Raw genomic sequence first — 1,862 nt, 5'->3', positions numbered from 1 at the left:
GTTTGGAGCCAATTTATCCAAATTGGCGAGATCTTTAAGTTTTCGATAATTTAACAATGGCCAAGTTAATTTTTTACCTGATGGGCAATCTATCAGAAAAATTTTGGGTGCCTCGCTAGGGTGAGATTGTTGCACTAATATATTGCGCCAATGCAAATCATTATGGCAAAAACGAGCTTGATGTAATGTCGACATGATGGCTGCAAGCTGCAAAATGATCGCCTCGCGCCAGTGTTGTTCAGCAAACTTAGCCGCTGCATTTTTAGCTACTTCCGATAACTCTCTGGTGTCGCTGACCCCTTCAGTAATCAGGACTCCTTTTAACGTCTTCAACAAGAAAGCGTATTCGCCATAAGCGACCACCCTAGCGGCGGGGATCCCTATTTGATTAAACCATTGCTGATTTTTTGTCTCTAAGCGAAATCGTGACCGCCCTAACCAACTTGCCAAACCATTTGAGCGAAAATATCGCTTCACAAAATAGGTCTTGCCCTCTATCTCTTGCGAAAAAATTTCACTTTGACTGCTTTTGGAGATAATTTTTCCCTCGAGCTTAAATACTGCCCTCATAGAAGGAAAAATATTTACAACTGCGGTCTTATCCCATGGCGAGAAAATACGCCACCTCTTAAAGAAAGGGAACATCACCCCTTAGACTTCCGTAGATTCGTTACTATCGGTAGCATAACCTTGAGGGTTCATCGATTGCCAGCGCCACGCATCGGTCACCATATCCATCAGCGTCTTTTCAGCCTGCCAGCCTAATTCTTGATTGGCTAAGCGTGGATCGGCATAACATGCTGCAACGTCACCGGAACGCCTAGCTGAAATTTGATATGGAATGTCTTGTCCCGATGCCTGTTTGAAGGCATCGATCACTTCCAACACACTATAACCTCGACCTGTTCCTAGGTTATAAATCAAACAATCTTGTTGTCGATGAGATTTTTCTAATAAGCTTAAGGCCTTAACATGCCCCTTTGCCAAATCAACCACGTGAATATAATCACGTACCCCGGTGCCATCAACGGTTGGGTAATCATTACCAAATACCGACACTTGTGCCAACTTGCCCACCGCAACCTGTGACACATAAGGTAATAAATTATTTGGGATATCGTTTGGATCTTCCCCAATCAAACCACTAGAGTGTGCGCCCGCCGGATTAAAGTAGCGTAGCAATACCACCTTAAGAGTATTGGTCGGTGCTTGAGTAATGTCGGTTAACATTTCTTCAATCATCAGCTTGGTACGACCATAAGGATTCGTTGCCGACAATGGAAAGGATTCATCAATAGGCACCGATGCAGGATCACCATAAACAGTGGCTGAAGAACTAAAAACTAACTTATTAACAGCAAACTGTTGCATGACATCAACTAATACCATGCTGGAGATCAAGTTGTTCTGAAAATACTTTAATGGCTGCTCACACGATTCGCCAACCGCTTTTAGCCCTGCTAGGTGAATAACCATATCTATCGAATGAGCGGTAAACACCTTGACCAGTTCGTCATGATGACAGACATCTAGCTGATAAAAATGAAGTTTCTTCCCCGTTATTTGTTTAATTCGAGCTAATGCAACGCGACTACTATTCGATAGATTATCAACCACCACCACCTTGAAACCGGCTTGAAGCAGCTCCACGCATATATGGCTACCGATATAACCCGCACCACCGGTGACTAAAATTGTTTTTTTCATCTTATCCCTTTACGTCCATATTAAGATTTACTCTGCATGTTTAAGCTGAAGTTGCTGCTCAATAATTTCCACTACTTTTTCTGGCATGCTATATAAGTCTTCACTGGCCGCATATGCGAGTCCTTTTGCCGACCACGGCTGCAAGCTATCGGCCT

Annotated in this window: 2 protein-coding genes; both read right to left on the bottom strand. The window is 43.3% G+C overall.

Annotated elements, in window-relative coordinates:
- On the bottom strand, positions 1-645 hold a 645-nt coding region (locus AC3AYF_RS20560; protein WP_487780330.1), incomplete at its 3' end, for a lipopolysaccharide kinase InaA family protein.
- 6 nt (positions 646-651) lie between these two features.
- The gene (galE, locus tag AC3AYF_RS20555; RefSeq protein ID WP_487780329.1) at positions 652-1,707 is read right to left on the bottom strand and encodes a UDP-glucose 4-epimerase GalE; all 1,056 of its coding nucleotides are present in this window, start codon (positions 1,705-1,707) and stop codon (positions 652-654) included.
- Between the last annotated feature and the right edge of the window lie 155 nt (positions 1,708-1,862).

The sequence above is a fragment of the Salinicola sp. genome (assembly GCF_982684285.1).
The sequence above is the reverse complement of the archived record's forward strand: the minus strand, read 5'-3'. Positions and strand labels throughout refer to the sequence as shown.